The organism is Serratia sp. PAMC26656 (assembly GCF_016469055.2).
GTDB classification, from domain to species: Bacteria; Pseudomonadota; Gammaproteobacteria; order Enterobacterales; family Enterobacteriaceae; genus Serratia; species Serratia plymuthica.
The window spans coordinates 4,163,845-4,180,001 of sequence record NZ_CP150486.1 but is presented as its reverse complement, the minus strand read 5'-3'; the positions used below and the strand labels follow the sequence as shown (position 1 = coordinate 4,180,001).

Below are 16,157 nucleotides of genomic sequence, written 5' to 3'. Positions count from 1 at the left end.
GAAGGCCATGACAGGACAAAACGCACTTCGCTGCGCCATCTTCGGCGCATTACTCAGCCTCAGTGCGGGCAGTGTTGCCCAGCAGATTGTTACCACCTCGGACGTGATCCAGCAGCCGGGTTATCAAACCAGCTGGCAGAACATGGTGAAGGGGCAGGCTCGCCTGCCGGGCTGGGCGCGTAAGGGGATGGGCACTTCCACTCCGGCGCAAAGCCTGAGCTGGAAGGGGCAGAACTACCTGGTGGGCAATCTGTGCAAGCCGCACGATTGCGCCAACAACTTTTTGATCGTGGCGTTTAAAGAAGACAAATCCCAGGCCTGGGGCGTGCGGGTAGAGGTCGCCAACAAACCTGAAGCGATCGATCATCCGAAGAAATACGCCAAATACCAATGGCTGGGCAAGCCGGACGAAGACATGAAGGCGCTGCTGAAAAAACAGTTCGAGAGCAATCCCGACTGGAAATAAAACGACCTGGGGCGCAGTTGCCTGCGCCTCAAGTAAAGCACTCAGCCAATGCCGGCCTGATGCAGATCGTGCAGGTTGATGGCGCCCACCAGAACGCCATCCAGATTGACCACCGGCGCGGCGCTGATGTGCTGTTCGTGCAATGCCTCCAGCGCTTCTCCGGCACGCCACTGTTCCGGCAAGCGGTAGCCGGGGCGGGTAATCGCCGGGCCTAACGCATCCTGCAGGCTATGGCCTTTCACCAGCCAGCGGCGCAGGTCGCCGTCGGTAAACACCCCCACCACTTTTTGCTGCGCATCGCACACCGGTACCAACCCCAGCCCGGTGCGGCTCAGTTCGAGCATCGCTTCCATCACGTTGGCGTTTTCACTGACCTGCGGCAGACGATCGCCGGTGCGCATCAGGTGGTGTACCCGGTTCAACAGGCGCGCGCCCAGGCTGCCGCCCGGATGGGAGCGGGCAAAGTCTTCGGCGTTGAACCCGCGTTGGCGCATCAATGCCATCGCCAGCGCGTCGCCCATCATCAGCGTATTGACCGCGCTGGAAGTGGGGGCCAGCCCCATCGGGCAGGCCTCACGTTCGACGCTGATGTCCAGCACGCAGGCGGCGGCCAGCGCCAGCGGCGACTCTTTGCCGCCGGTAATGGCGATCACCGGGATGTTATTTTCCGCCAGCAGCGGCAGGATCAAATCCAGCTCCTTGGCGCGACCGGAATAGGAGATAAACACCACCACGTCGTCGGCGCCGATCATGCCGAGATCGCCGTGCAACGCCTCCGCAGGATGGACAAAGAACGACGGCGTGCCGGTGCTGGCCAGCGAGGCGGCAATTTTTTTGCCGATATGGCCGGATTTGCCGATGCCGGAAATCACCGCCTTGCCCCGGCAGTTCAACAGCAGTTCGCAGGCGCAGACGAAATTGTCGTCCAGGCGCGCCAGCAGGCGCTGAGCTTCGGTCAGCTCAATTTCCAGCGTTTCGCGGGCAAAGGCCAGCAGGGCAGTAGCGTTACTCATCGGAATCTCCTACCAGAATGATATTGATGCCTTTCGCTTGCAGCGCGGCGAGGTAATCCGGATTGATGTTTTTATCGGTGATCAGGGTATCCACGGCGCTCAGGTCGCACACCACGTTCGGGCTTTTACGGCCGAATTTCGACGAATCCACCAGCAGGATAATGCGGCTGGCAGCCTCGCACATTGCCTTGCTGACGTTATGCACCTCGTTAAAGGTGGTGACGCCGGCGTTGAGATCGACCCCGTCCGCGCCAATAAACAGCTTGTCGAAGCTGAACTTCTGGAACGCCGACTCTGCCAGGCTGCCGTGGAACGAGGCCGATTTTTTGCGGTAGGTGCCGCCGGGCATCAGGATGGTTTGGTCGTTGTCCAGTTCCACCAGCGCGTTGACGATATGCAGGCTGTTGGTCATCACCGTGATGTTATTGAACTGCGCCAGATGCGGGACCATTTGCAGCACCGTGCTGCCGGCATCGAAAATCAGCGAGTCGCCGTCGTTAATCAGCTTGATGGCGGCGTAAGCGATTTGGCGTTTCTTTTCGCTGTTGATATGGGTTTTACGGTCGATCGGCTGGTCGCCGTCGTCGCGGCTGAGCACCACGCCGCCGTAAGTGCGGATCACCTCGCCTTCGTCTTCCAGCAGGGTGAGATCCTTGCGGATGGTGGTGCCGGTAGTGGAAAAATGCTCGGCCAGGGCGTCCACTGCCGTTTTGCCATGCCGCTGCAGATATTCAAGGATAGCGGCCTGCCGCTGCTTTGGTTTCATCGCGATTCCCGTTCACAAGAGGTGGGCATTTCCCTTCAGCGAATAATTCAATATGAAAGGTAATGTCTTTTAATGTGAAAATATCATGATTTAGGGGCAATCGCTAACGATAGTGCAGTCCGGCATGCGCGATCCTCGGGGAAGATCACATCCGGGCGCAAATCCTGTTGATGCAGGCCGTGCAAATGCGTGAGCGGCTGCGGGCGGGCGAAGATGGTCAGGCCGCGCATCATCAGGCTGCCGCAGACTCGCCGCTCGGTGTCGAAAGCCAGCGCCAGCACGACCCGGGGTCGAAAACGGCCGCCGGAGCGCCCGACGCCGACGGTGCCCTGCCGGCACAGGCGATCGAAGGCGCGGTTGAAATGGCGGATTTGCCACCCGCCCAGGCCGATTTGCAGCAGCCAGGCCAGTACGGCGAAGATAACCAATGCTTGAGTCATAATGCCTCCTTAATCCCCCTCCGGGTGGAGGGGGAGGCGATCACATCAGAACATCACCTGGCCGCCGGTGATGTTAATCGACTGGCCGGTGCAGTAAGACGCCTTGTCGCTGGCGTAAAACAGCAGGGTGTTCAGCACGTCCTGATAGTCGCAGCCGCGTTTCAACGGCACCTTGTCGGTGTAATATTTTTCGACCTGATCCGGCTCGATCCCCAGCTTTTGTGCGTATTGCGGCAGCAGCGACTGGAACATCGGCGACTTCAGCAGGTTGCCGAGCATCAGTGAATGCACGGTAATGCCGTATTCCGCCAGATCGAGCGCCAACGACTGGGTCAGCCCCACGCCGCCGAACTTGGCCGCGCTGTAACCGGAGTTGTGCTTGCTGCCCACCTTGCCGGATTTGGAGTTGATCTGGATGATACGGCCGGCCACGCCGTCGCGGATCATCAGGCGGGAAAACTCGCGGGCGCACAGAAAATAGCCGACAAGGTTGACCTGCAACGAGCGGTCAAAATCCCCCAGCAGGAAATCGGTGATCGGCGCCGCCTTGGCGATACCGGCGCTGTAAACCAGCAGATTGGCCTGGCCGAACGCCTGATCCACCGCCGCCGCCAGCGCAATGACGCTTTGCTCGTCGGTGGCGTCGGCCTGGAAAGCCTGGGCGCGGCCCGCACCGAACTCATGGTTAATCTGTTGCGCCACCTGCCGGGCATTGTCGGCGTTCAAATCGGCCACCGCGACCCGGTAACCCGCCTGCGCCAGGCCGTGGGATAAAAACGCACCTAAGGTTTGGCCGCCGCCAATCACTACCGCTACTTCAGACATGGTCTACTCCTTATGCAATAAATTTCAGCGTGCTGCCTAACGGGATATCAGCCGGCGTGGCGCCGGAAACGTGGATCGAACCCGGAAACTCGGCCTGGGTTACGCCGTCGAAGCGTACGGTGACATGACCCAGCTCGCGCAGGTTTTGCGTCGCGACGCTGCCGACGGCGGTGATCGGATAACGCTGCTCCGCCAGCTCCATCCAGCCGCCGACCTGCAATTCGCCGGCGGTGTCGCCGTGCCGATGGATAAAGCAAAACTCTTCGATGTCCGCCGGCGCGCCTTCGCGGAAGGTAATCAGCATCTCATCCTGCAATGCCTCACGAGCGCTGCCGCCAATCTGCGTAATGGTGGTGTGGAAAATGGTGTGCATGATCTTTTCCCTGCAAAACAGTGTCATTGATAGATGAAGGCCGAAGCGGCCCAGGCGATCAGTACCGTTGGCGCACCGGTCAGGAAACGCCCGACCAGTACCGACGGCACGCCGACCCGCACGGTGTCCTGTTTGGCTTCCGCCAGCGACAGGCCGACCGGAATAAAGTCGCAGGCAGCCTGCGCGTTAATCGCAAACAGCGCAGGCAGCGCCAGCTGCGGCGGAATATGCCCGAGACCGATTTGCACCCCGACCAGTACGCCAATTACCTGGGCGATCACCGCGCCGGGGCCGAGGAAGGGCGACAACAGCGGGAAGGAACAGATCAGCGCCAGCGTCACCAGGCCGATTGGGCTGCTGGCCAGCGGCGTCAGGCCGTGGGCGATAAAATCACCCAGACCCGAGGCCATGATGATGCCGATCAACGCCGAGACGAACGCCATAAACGGCAGGATGGTTTTCAGCACTGTGTCGATGGTGTCGCGCCCAGCCTGGAAGAACACCGCCACCACCGAACCCATGCCCATGCCGGCCTTGGCCAGCAGGCCGTCGCTCTGTTCGGTGATTTTTTTGCTGGTGTCGTAATCCCGCCCTTTGGGCTGCGGGGCGGGGGCCTTTTGCGCCGTACCGGTTGCCGACGCCACCAGGCTGATGTTGTTGTCGCGTACGCCGGAGACGTAAATGTCCTCGAGGATAAACTGCGCCAGCGGGCCGGACTGGCCGGTGGCGTGGATATTGACCGTCGGGATGCGGCGCTTCGGATATAACCCGCAGCGCAGGGTGCCGCCGCAGTCGATCACCATCACGCCAATCTCTTCCGCCGGCGGTTCGCCCTCTTTAAATCCGTCGACTGCCGGCCAGCCGGTCAGCTCGCTGAGCCGATCGACGATCGCAGGGCGGGTGCCGGCGGTGATGTACACCACTTTCTTGCCGGGTTCGATCTCAATCTCCAACGGGCCACCCCAGCCGCTGGCGCCTTTCTCAATACGGATATAAGCACTCATGCTGCACTCCACGGATTAAAGTTGCACCTGGCGATCCAGGCGGATGCCCATCTTGCGTTCGAACAGACTGGTGGTGAGGTCGGTTACCCAGCCACGGAAGAAGTTGGTGAACAGCCCGACCAGGAAATAGCTCACCGCCAATGGCCCCAGCGGCAGGCCGAGAGTCGTCAGCCCGCTGGCGATACCGAGGTAAACGAACAGCTCGCCGGGATTGATGTGCGGAAACAGGCCGTTCATCGAGTGGCAGCTGTAGGACGCCGCCGCATAGTAGCTGGGCTTGTATTTCTCCGGCATAAAGCGCCCGAGACTGAGGGTCATCGGGTTACAGAAAACAAAGGTACCGATCAGCGGCAGCAGCAGATAGCGCGATACCGGGTTGCCCGCGCAGCGCTGCGCCAATCGTTCGATACGTTCCTGGCCTACAAATTTGATCAGCGCATTCATGATAACCAACAAGCTGATTAACAAAGGTAAAATGCCGGTCACCATGCCGACGAACACTTCACCACCTTTCTGAAATAGGCCGATAAACCACTCGGCGCCGTGGGTGATTAGCTCAATCATTATTGCTCTCCTGTGATGGACGATATGGCCTGGAGCGAAAAGCGGCTCTGTCGCCATGGGCCTTACACTAATCACTTTATGGATTCATTTGTTTTAAATAGATCACATTATGAAAGATAAATATTTTATTGTGAAAGTTAATTGTGAAAGAAAAATAAAGGTAGAACGACAGGATTGACGGAAGACAGGCACAAAAAAGCCCGGCGTACCGGGCTGAGGGGGCAGGGAAAAGGATCAGGCGATGGTGACGTTTTTGTCCAGATAGGTGTCCTGTACGGCGTTGATCAGCGCCACGCCTTCTTTCATCGATTTCTTGAACGCCTTGCGTCCCAGGATCAGGCCCATACCGCCCGCACGCTTGTTGATGACTGCGGTGCGCACCGATTCCTGCAGGTCGTTTTCACCGGCGGCGCCGCCGGAGTTGATCAAGCCCGCGCGGCCCATATAGCAGTTGGCCAATTGGTAACGCACCAGATCTATCGGGTGATCGGTGGTCAGCTTGTTGTAGACGCGGTCATCGGTATAGCCGAATTTTACTGCGCGGTAGCCGCCGTTGTTTTCCGCCATTTTTTGCTTGACGATATCGGCGCCGATGGTGGCGGCAATATGGTTGGCCTGGCCGGTAAGATCGGCGCTGGAATGGTAATCCACGCCGTCTTTGGTGAACGCCGGGTTACGCAGATAGGCCCAGAGTACGGTGACCATGCCCAACTCGTGCGCGCGTTCGAAGGCGGCTGAGATCTCCTCGATCTGGCGGCGAGATTGCTCGGAGCCGAAGTAAATGGTTGCGCCGACCGCAACCGCCCCCATATTGAAAGCCTGCTCGACGCTGGCGTACAGCGTCTGGTCGTATTGGGTCGGGTAGCTCAGGGTCTCGTTATGGTTCAGTTTGACCAGGAACGGAATTTTGTGGGCGTAGCGACGTGATACCGACGCCAGCACCCCATAGGTGGAGGCGACGCAGTTACAGCCGGCCTCGATTGCCAGTTCGACGATGTTTTTCGGATCAAAATACAAGGGATTGGCGGCGAAAGAAGCGCCGGCCGAGTGTTCAATGCCCTGATCGACCGGCAGAATCGACAGGTAACCGGTACCGGCCAGGCGGCCGTGGTTGAGCAGGGTTTGCATGGAACGAAGGACGGTATTGGGACGGTTGTTATCGATCATTATCCGGTCAACAAAGTCGGCGCCCGGCAGGTACAGATTCTCAGCAGGGATGGTGGTACAGCGGTGTTGCAACAGGTCTTCCGCTTCCTTTCCTAACAGCTGCGCGATATCAGTCATGATTAACTCCCGATTTAGCTCCCTGGTACACCGGCAATGCCATCCCCGTCGTCTTTCAAGCTGCAGCGTTGTTACCTGCACTAGCCCACCCCAGTTACTTACTAAAGTAAGCGCCTGGGGATGAGCAAGCTGGGTGCCTAGCTGCAACTTGAAAGCCATAGGGGATATTGGGTCACCGGCATAGCAGAAAGCGGTGATTAAAGCTGAAAGAACGAGACTACTGAATTTCCTTTGGCAAGGAGAAACAATAGATGCGATTGAGAGGAAATTCCATTTGCAGGGGCAAATACGCGAGGGCGATCGCCCCCGGCGCGGTAACTGACTGATTACTCGATATCGAACCACTCGGTGTTTTGCAGGGCGATCGGCGTAATAGAGTAGATCATCTCCTGCAGGTGCTCATGGATGGCGCGTTCGGCGGCGTCCGCATCCTGCGCCTTCAGTGCGGCAAAGATCCGATAATGCTGCTGGATCAGGCTTTCCGGCGGCGACACCTCGCTCAGGCTGAGAAAACGCACCCGGTCCATGGTGGCCTTGATGGTTTCGATGGTTTCCCAGGCCAGGGGGCAGTCGGCGAACTGGGTCAGCAACTGGTGGAACTCATCGTCCAGCGCCAAAAACTCGCGCGTCTGTTGGTTTTGCGCCGCCAGTTCCTGGCGATGCAAATTGTGCTCCAGCGTCATCAGCTGTTCCGGCGTGATCCGCTGCGCCACGCGGCGGACGATAGCACACTCCACCGCCTGGCGGATAAAGCGCCCGTCGGCCACCCGCTTGGCGGAAATCTTCATCACGAAAGTGCCGCGCTGCGGCAGTATCTGCACCAAACCGGCCTCCGCCAGCTTGATGAAAGCCTCGCGTACCGGTTGGCGCGAAACGCTAAAGCGGGTGGAAATCTCTTTCTCGGAAAGCAGCGTGCCGGGCGGAATGGTGCAGTCGACAATGTCTTTACGCAGGAAACGGTAAATTTGCTGGTTGACCGGAAGGGTGTTGGTGAGGCTGTAGGATTCAGACATGGCGACAATCAGTGACCCGACTTGCAGTGAATGCCACCATACTAGCAGATTATCTTGGGGCTGCGGGCGGATAAATCCCTCCGCAGCCTGATGAATTTCAATCGATCTATCAACTAACCGCTAATCCGGCGACGGCGGCTTTTGCTCCCTTATCCAACAGCGCCAAATAGGCCTGGGTTACTGCGCTGACGAAGCGCGGGCTGTCCGGCAGGTCATGGCCAAATACCCTTTCCAACTGGAGCAACGCAAGCACGCGCTGTGGGCCTTCTTCGCTGCCCGCCACCCGATCGGCAATGCGTTCACGCAAGGGATCGCTGATTTCGATCGGCCGGCCCTGCTCATCCAGGCCACCGACATAGCGCATCCAACCGGCCACGACCAACGCCAGGGCGTCAAAACGGCTGCCGTGCGCCAGATGGTGGCGAATGGGATCCAGCAGGCGCTGCGGCAATTTTTGCGTGCCGTCCATGGCGATTTGCCCGGTGCGGTGTTTCAACGCGCTGTTACGGTAGCGCTGCAACAATGAATCGGCGTAATGCGCCAAATCGACACCGCTTACCTGCAGTGTCGGCGCCTGTTCCGCCAACATTAAATGGCGAGCGGCGCGGACAAAGTCCTCATCTTGCATGCAGTCGCTGACGTGCGGATAACCGGCCAGATAGCCGAGATAGGCAAGGAACGAGTGGCTGCCGTTCAGCATCCGCAGCTTCATTTCCTCATACGGCAGCACGTCGCTGACCAGTTCGGCGCCCGCTCGCTCCCACTCAGGCCGCCCCTGAGGGAAGTCGTCTTCGATCACCCATTGGCGGAAGGGTTCGCAGGCCACGCCGACCGCATCGCTCACGCCGCCCAGCAATGCCTGCAACTGGCGTTGGGTTTCCGGCGTCACCGCCGGGACAATGCGGTCTACCATGGTGGAAGGAAAGCGGACGTTTTGCCGCACCCAGTCGGCCAACCCGGCATCCTGCCGCTGCGCCAGTTGAGCGACGACGTTGCGGGTTACCTGGCCGTTGGCCGGCATGTTGTCGCAGGACATCACGCTAAACGCCGGCAGGCCGCGCTCCCGGCGCAAGCGCAGCGCAGCCAGGATCAGCCCCGGCGCGGACCGCGGCCGCAGCGGGTTGGCAATGTCGTGTTGAATATCCGGGTGATCGAGCATCAACTGGCCGTTGGCAGGTTGGTAGCAATAACCTTTCTCGCTGACGGTCAATGAAACTATGGCAATTTCTGGCTGCGCCATGGCGTCGAGCACCGCTGCCAACCCGTCAACCTGCAGGTGCAGCGCCTGCCTGATCACGCCGATCGTCCTGCCGCGCCAGCCGTTGCCGTCCATTTCGGCCACCGTGTACAACAAATCCTGCTGCTGCAGATCGGCGATTTTTTGCTGGCCGTTATGCATGCTGATCACGCAGTAACCCCAGTCGCCGGCGTGATCGTTGGCCAACTGCTCGGCATACACGGCCTGATGTGCGCGAAAAAAGGCGCCAAAGCCGAGGTGGACAATGCGGGGTTTTATGCGTTCACGGTCGTAACCTGGCCGGGCAATTGCCGCCGGCAGCGCGCTGTTGCTGGAAAGTGTCATGCTGAAATCCCTGAAAGAGCGGGGCGACGTTGGCCGCCCCGAAGGGGTTAGTGTTTCGAGATCTGCGGTTGTGCGGCATTGCGCGGTGCCTTGATCACCAGCAACACCAGCACGGCGCCGAGTGCGGCCACGCCGCCGGCCAGGATAAAGGCGCTGTCGAACTTGCCGGTGTTCTGCACGATATAACCGGTCACTACCGGGCCAATGATCCCCGACACGCTGCCGATCATATGAACGAAGCCGCTGGCGCCGCCGACCCGGGATTTATGCACCACGTCCTGAATGATCGCCCAATAAATGGCCCCGGTGATATACAGGAAGAAGATAGAGACCGACATCAGCATCACCGCCGGCACCACGCTGCTGACGGTGCCCGCCAATGCGACGCAAATGGCCGCCGCCAACAGGCTGGTCACCAATACGATCTTGCGCGACAGCAGCAACTTGCCGGTGATATTGAAAATCTTGTCGGAGATATAGCCGCCGAGCGCCAGTCCGACAAAACCGACAATCCACGGGATCATGGTGGTGAGGCTCATTTCCTTGATGTTCAGGTTGTGCGCCTGCACCAGATACGCCGGGAACCAGCTCAGGAAGAAGAACAGGATGTAGTTGTAGCAGAAGAAGGCGAATGCGGCCACCAGGATGATCGGCTGCTTCAGGTAGTAGCCTAGCCCATGCGCGGCGTCGCTCAGCTCTTCTTCTTCGCTGATTTTTTCCTCTTTCAGTTTGTTGATCAACGCCCGCTCGTTTTCGCTGACGTGCTTGCTCTTGGCCGGGTTATCCGCCACCACGAAGAACCACACCAGCATCCAGACGATGCCGATCGAGCAGATGATCATGAACGCCATCCGCCAGCCGAACGCCAGCGCCAGATAGCCGACGATCGGCCCGGCTACCGCGCCGCCCAAAGGCGAACCGGCGCTGAGCAGGCCCATGGCGGTAGCCGCCTGTTTCTTCGGGAACCAGCCGTTGATCATTTTGTTGGCGGAAGAGCTGATCGGCCCTTCGGCCATGCCGAACAGGATGCGCAGGATCAGCATGGAATAGAAGCCGGTGGCGAACGCCGTCATGCCGCAGAAGATTGACCATAAGGCCACGGCGATGCCGAGCACCAGCGTCGGGCCGTACTTGTCGACCGCCAGCCCGCCGATAAAGTTGAAGATGGCGTAGCCGAAGAAGAAGCTGCCGAAGATGAGGCCAAACTGCTCGGCGTTCAGCATCAGATCTTTTTCGATCATCGGCACGGTAATCGACAGCGCGACGCGGTCGAGGTAGTTGATCATAAAGACCATGAACAGCAGGAATACTATGGTCCAACGCAGGTTTTTAAACATAAAAGCACTCCATATATTTCTAGTTTTGATGCTTTATTTTCTGCAAGGGCGGCCAGGCCGCCCTATGCCCCGGTGTTAACAAAACTAACTGAATTGCAGTAACACCTTGCAGCAGGTGCGTTGATCTTTTTCGAACATCAGCATCGCCTGTTCCACTTCATTGGCGGCTACGCAATGGGTGATTAACCGCTGCGGGTCGATTTTTCCGCCGGCCATCCAGTCGATAACCTGCGGGAAGCGGGCGCTGTTGAGACGCGAGGAGAAAATCGACAATTCCTTGCTGGTGATGCTTTGCTGGGTGACGGTGCAGGCATCGCCGGAGAAACCCATGATGCCGATGCGCGCCGCCGGTGATGCAAGGTTAATGGCTTCCTGCAAAATGGCCGGATGGCAGGCGGCGTCGACGATCAGCGTCGGGCGGATGCCGCGTCGTTCCAGCTCGGCTGGCAGTGAAGCCTCGGCGTTATTGAACGTCCAGTCGGCACCGTTTTCTTGCGCCATAGCCAGCCGTTCAGCGATGCGGTCGGTGACAATCATCTGCTTCACGCCGTAAACCCCTTTAAGCGTCTGGATCACCGTCAGTCCCATTGGCCCGGCGCCGTAGATCAGCGCGATATCCTCGGCCCTGGGCTGCAGGTGGGCGGTGATATTGGCGGCAATGGTGAAAGGCTCGACCATCGCGGCGTGGCGATCGCTGATGCTTTCAGGAATGCGGTAAGCGTTGCGCGCCGGGGCGCAGGCATAGTCGCTGAAGCCGCCGTCGCGGTGCACGCCGATCACTTGCAGCTCGGTACAGACGTTGGGGCGCCCGATGGAACAAGGATAGCAATGGCCGCAGCTCACCACCGGATCCACCGAAACGCGTTCGCCGATACGTTGCGGGTCGACGTCGCTGCCCACCTGGTCAATCACGCCGAAAAACTCATGGCCGATCACGCGCGGGTAGCGGGCGAACGGGTTATGCCCATGATAAATGTGCACATCGGAGCCGCAGATGCCGGCAAACTTCACCTTTACCCGCACTTCGCCGGCCGCCGGCTGCGGCAGCGGGCGCTGCTGGATAACCAGCCGGCCAGGTTGTTCAATCACCACGCTTTGCATTGCGCGTTCTCCCGTTACCAGTTCCATAAGGTGCCGTCCTCCAGGCGCGCGACCGGCAGATAGGCCGGTTCGTACGGATAGCGTGCGGCCAGTTTTTCGTCGAACTCAATGCCCAACCCCGGTTTGTTGCCCGGGTGCATGTAGCCGTCGTTGAAGGTCCAGCTGTGCGGGAACACCTCGAGCATTTGTTCGGAGTAACCCATATATTCCTGCACGCCAAAGTTCGGCACCCACAGATCAAAGTGCAGCGCCGCCGCCATGCAGATAGGCGACAGATCGGAAGGGCCATGCGAACCGGTACGCACCTGATACAGCGAGGCGAAATCGGCGATGCGGCGCATGCCGGTGATACCGCCGGCGTGGGTGAGGGTAGTGCGGATATAGTCGATAAGTTGTTCTTCAATCAGCTGTTTGCAGTCCCAGATGCTGTTGAAGACTTCGCCGACGGCGATAGGTGTAACGGTATGCTGGCGGATCAGGCGGAAACATTCCTGGTTCTCCGCCGGGGTTGGATCTTCCATCCAGAACAATCGGTACTGTTCAATGCTTTTGCCAAAGCGCGCAGCCTCGATTGGCGTCAACCGGTGGTGCATGTCGTGCAGCAGATGCTCGTCAAAACCGAACCTGTTGCGCACCGCCTCGAACAGCTTGGGGGTGAAATCGAGGTATTTCTCCGTGGACCACAGTTGCTCTTCCGGCCAGTTGCCTTTGGTGGCCGGTTCGTAAGCCAGCCCTTTGCCTTTGGCCATGCCGTAGGTGGTTTTCATGCCCGGCACGCCGCACTGGGCGCGAATGGCTTTAAAGCCCAGCTCTTTATGTTTGGCGTAGTCGTCGAGCACTTCGTCGATGGAATGGCCGGTGGTGTGGCAGTAAACCATCACACCGGTGCGCGATGCGCCACCCAGCAGCTGATACAGCGGCATATTGGCGGCCTTGCCCTTGATGTCCCACAGCGCCATATCGACGGCGGAGATGGCAGACATGGTGACCGGGCCGCGCCGCCAGTAGGCACCTTTGTAGAAGAATTGCCAGATGTCTTCGATCTGGTGGGCATCGCGGCCGATCAACTGCGGGCAGACATGATCTTTCAGGTAGGAGGCTACCGGCAGTTCGCGGCCGTTGAGGGTGGCGTCGCCGATGCCGGTAATGCCGTCGTCGGTGGTGATCTTCAGCGTGACAAAATTCCGGCCTGGGCAAGTGACAAACACCTCTGCGTTAACAATTTTCATAACGTCTACATCCTGTTCCCACGGGTCATTAATAGGGAAAAAATACGCCATGAACTAACTACCATACAAGTATGATTTAAAGGATTTGCCGGGGAAGATCACATTTCATCGCGTAATGAGGGAAAGGAGGAGGGGGAACCGGCAAGAGGGCGCAGCAGGCTGGCTGCGCCCAGGGATCAGAGAAAGGGCGGCCTTAGCCCAGCAGCTCGCAGTTGGGTGGCAGGCGGCATTCAATGGCGTTCGGCAGCACTTCGATGCGGAAATGCGTGCCCTTCAGCGGCTCGCCGTCGAGGTTAAAGGTGATCTCGTGCGGCGCATTGATTTCCAACCAAGGCAGCGCGGCGCTAACCACGTTTTTGTTTTCCTCGCCGTTAACCAGGCTGGCCACCAACGCGGGCAGCAGTTCGTCTGCGATCAACAGCCGCAGTTGCAGCAGCCCGTCGTTGATTAACGCGTCCGGGCACAGCTGCTGGCCGCCTCCAGCCTGCTTGCCGTTGCCGATGCCAATCACCAGCGCGTCACCGGACCATTGGAAATCCGGCCCGCGGATCTCGCAGCGGTCGGCTTTCAGCGTATCCATGCGCAGCAGGCCATGAATAAAGTAAGAAACGCCGCCCAGTACGGCCTTTAGTTTTTCCGGCGTTTCGGTGGTGATGCGGGTACCGAAACCGCCGGTCGCCATGTTGATAAAGTAGCGTTCGTCATTGACCTTCGCCAGATCGATCGGCACCGCACGGCCTTTCGTCGCCAACAGCAGCGCCTGTTCCGGTATCAGCGGAATATTGCAGGCCACGGCGAAGTCATTGGCGGTGCCCAGCGGCAGTATGCCCAATGCCGGGCGGCTGCCTGCAGGAAGCGCCGTCAGCGCGGCGGCCACTTCGTTGATGGTGCCGTCGCCGCCACCGGCGATCAGGGTGGCGACCCCCAGTTGGCAAGCTTCCTTCACATAGCGCGCTGCGTCACCCTGTTCCCAGGTCACGCGAACGTGCAGGGTCTGGCCCTCATCCCGCAGCTTCTGCACCGCAAGGCGAACGTCTTCGTTGCCGGCGCCTTTGCCATTAATGATAAGAAGCGCTGACGTGTGTTGACTCATTCCCTCTCTCCCGGCTGACAAATGCTTTGGACAGAAACGATAAACCACAAGCGGAGAGCAGACCATCAGAATATTCAGTTAATTCTGATTATGGCCAGCGGGCCAGCGATTATTTCTGCATGTTTGACTTAATTTAAGATATAGGCGCGGTATCAGCAGCGAGTTTTTGTTAATGGTTTAATTAATCGATGAGGTCGGGTATTTATATCGAAGTGCGGAGCGACGTGTTATTAAAATAGATAACTCGACAATTTTAAATGTTGAAAAAATAGTAGGGTTTCATCTGCGGGTATTTTGACGGCACCAAAGAAAAAGCCAGCCCAAGGGAGATTGGACCGGCTAAGGAGGTGGTTCCTAGTATTGCTATGCAAATATTTTTCATTCTTGGTTTTAAGCAGGCTGATGGTAACCAAGCTGCGCGGTAATTGATGTGATCCAATTCTAATATTTGCTAAAAATCGCCACCTAAGGGTGGCGATGGGTGTTTTTACGCGGCGGGACTCTGGGTGTCCGGTAAATTGCGGATCAGCAATGCGTAATTGAGATCGATATCCTGTGGGATCGGCAAATAAACGATATGCCCGTTGCCAGGCGCCACGTCGATCGCTTCGCCTTTCTTATTTTGCATGCTCTCCAGGGTAAACAACACGTTACCGCCGGGGGTCATCATCTCCACGCCGTCGCCGATCATAAACTTGTTTTTCACGTCCACTTCCGCCCAGCCGTCGCGCCTTACGCCGGTAAATTCGCCGACGAACTGCTGGCGTTCGGACAGTGAGGAGCCGTAATCGTAATTTTGCTGTGCCTCATGCACGTGGCGGCGCAAGAACCCTTCGGTGTAACCGCGGTGCGCCAAACCTTCCAGCGTGGTAAGCAGCGAGGGATCGAACGGCTTGCCTGCGACCGCATCGTCAATGGCGCGACGGTAAACCTGTGCGGTACGCGCGCAGTAGTAAAAGGACTTGGTGCGGCCTTCAATCTTCAACGAATGCACGCCGAGTTGAGTCAGACGCTCTACGTGCTGGATGGCGCGCAGATCTTTCGAGTTCATGATGTAGGTGCCGTGTTCATCTTCAAAGGCGCTCATGTATTCATCCGGCTTTTGCGCTTCGGAGAGCATGAACACCTTGTCGGTCGGCGCGCCGATACCCAGCGTCGGCTCGACGGTCTGCACCGGGATCGGCTCATGCAGATGCACGATGTTGCCGGTGTCATCCTCTTTGCCTTCTTCCGCCTTGTACTGCCAGCGGCAGGCGTTGGTGCAGGTGCCTTGGTTGGGATCGCGCTTGTTGATATAGCCGGACAGCAGGCAGCGGCCGGAATAGGCCATGCACAGGGCACCGTGGACGAAGATTTCCAGTTCCATCTCCGGCACCTGGCTGCGGATCTCGGCGATCTCCTCCAGCGACAGTTCGCGCGACAGGATCACGCGCGTCAGCCCCATCTGTTGCCAGAATTTTACCGTCGCCCAGTTGACGGCATTAGCCTGCACCGACAGATGAATGTCCATCTGCGGAAAGGCTTCGCGCACCATCATGATCAGGCCGGGATCGGACATGATCAGCGCGTCCGGGCCCATATCGATCACCGGTTTAAGATCGCGCAGGAAGGTTTTCAGCTTGGCGTTATGCGGGGCGATGTTCACCACCACGTAGAACTTCTTGCCCAGCGCGTGCGCTTCGTTGATCCCCTGTGCCAGATTCTCGTGATTGAATTCGTTGTTACGCACCCGCAGGCTGTAACGCGGCTGGCCGGCATAAACCGCATCGGCACCATAGGCAAAGGCGTAACGCATGTTTTTCAGCGTGCCGGCCGGGGAGAGAAGTTCCGGTGTAAACATAATGAGTCTCGGTCTGATTTCAGGTCAGTATACCTGTGTCTTTCAAACTGCAGCGTTGTTGGCTGCAACATGAAAGCCAGTGGGCATAACGCACCACCAAATGGCGCAGTAAAAGCGGGGAATTGTAGCGGTAGCGCGGCAAAAAATCAGCAGTTAACCGGATTTATTACAGGGGGATTGATCCCGGTCATAAGAAGAACGCGCGATGGCGATCATCGCGCGCCGGG

At 58.4% G+C, this 16,157-nt stretch carries 16 protein-coding genes; 1 reads left to right on the top strand and 15 read right to left on the bottom strand.

The window, feature by feature from the left end; translation table 11 throughout:
* Window positions 1–7: 7 nt before the first annotated feature.
* A complete protein-coding gene (locus tag JEM67_RS20675; RefSeq protein WP_004951993.1) occupies window positions 8–466 on the top strand; it encodes an inhibitor of vertebrate lysozyme family protein in 459 nt (152 codons plus the stop codon).
* 41 nt (window positions 467–507) lie between these two features.
* Here JEM67_RS20675 and gutQ read toward each other — a convergent pair whose 3' ends face one another.
* From gutQ to yegQ, 15 genes are all read right to left on the bottom strand, one after another.
* Window positions 508–1,479, bottom strand: a complete 972-nt coding sequence (gutQ, locus tag JEM67_RS20670) for an arabinose-5-phosphate isomerase GutQ (RefSeq protein ID WP_013814113.1) — start codon at window positions 1,477–1,479, stop codon at window positions 508–510.
* Window positions 1,472–2,245 (bottom strand): glucitol operon DNA-binding transcriptional repressor SrlR, encoded by a 774-nt coding sequence (gene srlR, locus JEM67_RS20665; protein ID WP_004951988.1) that lies wholly within the window; start codon window positions 2,243–2,245, stop codon window positions 1,472–1,474. Before srlR ends, gutQ begins: the two co-directional genes overlap by 8 nt.
* 83 nt (window positions 2,246–2,328) lie before the next feature.
* A complete protein-coding gene (gene gutM / locus JEM67_RS20660; protein WP_199637068.1) occupies window positions 2,329–2,685 on the bottom strand; it encodes a transcriptional regulator GutM in 357 nt (118 codons plus the stop codon).
* A 45-nt stretch (window positions 2,686–2,730) separates the two neighbouring features.
* Window positions 2,731–3,510, bottom strand: coding sequence for a sorbitol-6-phosphate dehydrogenase (gene srlD, locus JEM67_RS20655; RefSeq protein ID WP_004951983.1), 780 nt, complete (start codon window positions 3,508–3,510; stop codon window positions 2,731–2,733).
* A gap of 10 nt (window positions 3,511–3,520) precedes the next feature.
* On the bottom strand, window positions 3,521–3,883 hold the full coding sequence (srlB, locus tag JEM67_RS20650; RefSeq protein ID WP_199637070.1) for a PTS glucitol/sorbitol transporter subunit IIA: 363 nt from the start codon (window positions 3,881–3,883) through the stop codon (window positions 3,521–3,523).
* A gap of 23 nt (window positions 3,884–3,906) precedes the next feature.
* Window positions 3,907–4,887, bottom strand: coding sequence for a PTS glucitol/sorbitol transporter subunit IIB (srlE, locus tag JEM67_RS20645; RefSeq protein WP_199637072.1), 981 nt, complete (start codon window positions 4,885–4,887; stop codon window positions 3,907–3,909).
* Window positions 4,888–4,902: 15 nt separating this feature from the next.
* Complete coding sequence (srlA, locus tag JEM67_RS20640) at window positions 4,903–5,451, bottom strand: PTS glucitol/sorbitol transporter subunit IIC (RefSeq protein ID WP_004941528.1); 549 nt, start codon at window positions 5,449–5,451, stop codon at window positions 4,903–4,905.
* Between the two features lie 234 nt (window positions 5,452–5,685).
* Window positions 5,686–6,735: a class I fructose-bisphosphate aldolase gene (fbaB, locus tag JEM67_RS20635; protein WP_004951977.1), complete on the bottom strand. Its 1,050-nt coding sequence runs from the start codon at window positions 6,733–6,735 to the stop codon at window positions 5,686–5,688.
* Between the two features lie 326 nt (window positions 6,736–7,061).
* On the bottom strand, window positions 7,062–7,748 hold the full coding sequence (locus JEM67_RS20630; RefSeq protein ID WP_006327242.1) for a GntR family transcriptional regulator: 687 nt from the start codon (window positions 7,746–7,748) through the stop codon (window positions 7,062–7,064).
* A 109-nt stretch (window positions 7,749–7,857) separates the two neighbouring features.
* Entirely contained in the window at window positions 7,858–9,330 is a 1,473-nt protein-coding gene (locus tag JEM67_RS20625; protein ID WP_199637074.1) for a mannitol dehydrogenase family protein, read from the bottom strand.
* A 47-nt stretch (window positions 9,331–9,377) separates the two neighbouring features.
* A complete protein-coding gene (locus tag JEM67_RS20620) occupies window positions 9,378–10,667 on the bottom strand; it encodes an MFS transporter (protein ID WP_199637076.1) in 1,290 nt (429 codons plus the stop codon).
* Window positions 10,668–10,751: 84 nt separating this feature from the next.
* A complete protein-coding gene (locus tag JEM67_RS20615; RefSeq protein WP_199637131.1) occupies window positions 10,752–11,768 on the bottom strand; it encodes a Zn-dependent oxidoreductase in 1,017 nt (338 codons plus the stop codon).
* Between the two features lie 14 nt (window positions 11,769–11,782).
* A complete protein-coding gene (manD, locus tag JEM67_RS20610; RefSeq protein WP_006327237.1) occupies window positions 11,783–12,997 on the bottom strand; it encodes a D-mannonate dehydratase ManD in 1,215 nt (404 codons plus the stop codon).
* A gap of 193 nt (window positions 12,998–13,190) precedes the next feature.
* Window positions 13,191–14,090, bottom strand: a complete 900-nt coding sequence (gene yegS / locus JEM67_RS20605; RefSeq protein WP_166729158.1) for a lipid kinase YegS — start codon at window positions 14,088–14,090, stop codon at window positions 13,191–13,193.
* 487 nt (window positions 14,091–14,577) lie between these two features.
* Window positions 14,578–15,930 carry a tRNA 5-hydroxyuridine modification protein YegQ gene (gene yegQ, locus JEM67_RS20600; RefSeq protein WP_004951966.1) on the bottom strand — a complete coding sequence of 451 codons (1,353 nt, stop codon included), beginning with the start codon at window positions 15,928–15,930 and terminating at the stop codon, window positions 14,578–14,580.
* Window positions 15,931–16,157 lie beyond the last annotated feature (227 nt).

Excerpts from the sequence above, each read along its gene's own strand:
- JEM67_RS20675 (WP_004951993.1), top strand. The coding sequence starts at position 8 with ATGACAGGACAAAACGCACTTCGCTGCGCCATCTTCGGCGCATTACTC.
- gutQ (WP_013814113.1), bottom strand. The coding sequence starts at position 1,479 with ATGAGTAACGCTACTGCCCTGCTGGCCTTTGCCCGCGAAACGCTGGAA.
- srlR (WP_004951988.1), bottom strand. The coding sequence starts at position 2,245 with ATGAAACCAAAGCAGCGGCAGGCCGCTATCCTTGAATATCTGCAGCGG.
- gutM (WP_199637068.1), bottom strand. The coding sequence starts at position 2,685 with ATGACTCAAGCATTGGTTATCTTCGCCGTACTGGCCTGGCTGCTGCAA.
- srlD (WP_004951983.1), bottom strand. The coding sequence starts at position 3,510 with ATGTCTGAAGTAGCGGTAGTGATTGGCGGCGGCCAAACCTTAGGTGCG.
- srlB (WP_199637070.1), bottom strand. The coding sequence starts at position 3,883 with ATGCACACCATTTTCCACACCACCATTACGCAGATTGGCGGCAGCGCT.
- srlE (WP_199637072.1), bottom strand. The coding sequence starts at position 4,887 with ATGAGTGCTTATATCCGTATTGAGAAAGGCGCCAGCGGCTGGGGTGGC.
- srlA (WP_004941528.1), bottom strand. The coding sequence starts at position 5,451 with ATGATTGAGCTAATCACCCACGGCGCCGAGTGGTTTATCGGCCTATTT.
- fbaB (WP_004951977.1), bottom strand. The coding sequence starts at position 6,735 with ATGACTGATATCGCGCAGCTGTTAGGAAAGGAAGCGGAAGACCTGTTG.
- JEM67_RS20630 (WP_006327242.1), bottom strand. The coding sequence starts at position 7,748 with ATGTCTGAATCCTACAGCCTCACCAACACCCTTCCGGTCAACCAGCAA.
- JEM67_RS20625 (WP_199637074.1), bottom strand. The coding sequence starts at position 9,330 with ATGACACTTTCCAGCAACAGCGCGCTGCCGGCGGCAATTGCCCGGCCA.
- JEM67_RS20620 (WP_199637076.1), bottom strand. The coding sequence starts at position 10,667 with ATGTTTAAAAACCTGCGTTGGACCATAGTATTCCTGCTGTTCATGGTC.
- JEM67_RS20615 (WP_199637131.1), bottom strand. The coding sequence starts at position 11,768 with ATGCAAAGCGTGGTGATTGAACAACCTGGCCGGCTGGTTATCCAGCAG.
- manD (WP_006327237.1), bottom strand. The coding sequence starts at position 12,997 with ATGAAAATTGTTAACGCAGAGGTGTTTGTCACTTGCCCAGGCCGGAAT.
- yegS (WP_166729158.1), bottom strand. The coding sequence starts at position 14,090 with ATGAGTCAACACACGTCAGCGCTTCTTATCATTAATGGCAAAGGCGCC.
- yegQ (WP_004951966.1), bottom strand. The coding sequence starts at position 15,930 with ATGTTTACACCGGAACTTCTCTCCCCGGCCGGCACGCTGAAAAACATG.